The sequence below is a fragment of the Rubritalea profundi genome, assembly GCF_002954445.1.
GTDB classification, from domain to species: Bacteria; Verrucomicrobiota; Verrucomicrobiia; order Verrucomicrobiales; family Akkermansiaceae; genus Rubritalea; species Rubritalea profundi.
The window spans coordinates 4,118,125-4,119,336 of the sequence record NZ_MQWA01000001.1 but is presented as its reverse complement, the minus strand read 5'-3'; the positions used below and the strand labels follow the sequence as shown (position 1 = coordinate 4,119,336).

Sequence of the window (1,212 nt, the reverse complement as noted above, 5' to 3'; positions counted from 1 at the left end):
CAGGTTAATAACTCTAAAGAACAAAGTAAAGAAAAAGACAGACTAATAGTAGAGGTGTATGCTTCCATCCTATATTCCATATAGATCCTGAAAAATAATAATCTTCCTATAAGACGTAAAGAAAAAGACAGACTAATAGTAGAGGTACTATAGAGCACGTATAACTCTAAAGAAAAAGACAGACTAATAGTAGAGGTATATGCTTCCATCCACTATTCCATATAGATCCTGAAAAATAATAATCTTCCTATAAGGTTCTATAGAGCACGAATCGACTTGATCTAAATCGCTGAATACGATAGGTTTACAGACATGTCTAAAGCTCGTTTATTGGCACCGTGGGTAGGGTGGGAAGATCGTTCTGCAAATTATCACGTTGTATCACGCATAGTGGGGCAGGACTTCCTGCTAGATAGTAAAGGCAAGGAACAATTCGTCCGCTACATGCGAATGTATGAGGAGTTCTGCGGTGTTCGCGTGCTGACGTATTGCATCATGAGCAATCATTTCCATATTCTCGTAGAGGTGCCACCAAAGTGTGATCAACAGCTCGATGACGCGGCTCTCATTGAGCGTTTATCGGTGATTTATTCGAAGGAACACGTGGCGATGGTGAGCGAGCATTTGGCCTTGCTTGCAGGCGCAACACACAAGCAAGGACGGGAAGCGTGCCACAAACTGCGCGAGAGCTACACCAGGAGAATGTGGGATTTGGGACTCTTTATGAAGACGCTCAAGCAGCGCTTTTCATTGTGGTACAACAAAAAGCACGGCAGGCGAGGAACGCTCTGGGAAGCTCGTTACAAAAGCGTTTTAGTGGAAAATGGCTATGCCGCTAGAACGATGGCCGCCTACATCGACCTCAATCCCATTAGAGCCGGAATGGTGCGTGATCCGAAAGACTATCGGTGGAGTGGCTATGCGGAAGCTGTGGCTGGCGGTAAGCTTGCCAGAAATGGCGTGATGCGCATCCTCAGCGAACTCGACAGCGACACCGGCCACGACGGCTGGAGCGGCGCTAGAAACATAGAAAAATACGATTGGCGCAGTGTAGCGAAGCGATACCGGCTCTGCCTATTCGAAGACGGAGCCAGCTTTGGTGAACCCACCGCAGACGCCCAAGGAGCGCGAAAGAAGCGCAAAGGATTTAGCCAAGAAGAAGTCGAGCGTGAACAAGATCGAGACGGCCAACTCTCGATCGCTGCAATCGCG

At 47.6% G+C, this 1,212-nt stretch carries 1 protein-coding gene; it reads left to right on the top strand.

Annotation, left to right across the window (positions count from 1 at the left end):
- Positions 1 to 312 precede the first annotated feature (312 nt).
- A partial coding sequence (locus tag BSZ32_RS17955) for a transposase (RefSeq protein ID WP_105044688.1) occupies positions 313 to 1,212 on the top strand: 900 nt, incomplete at its 3' end.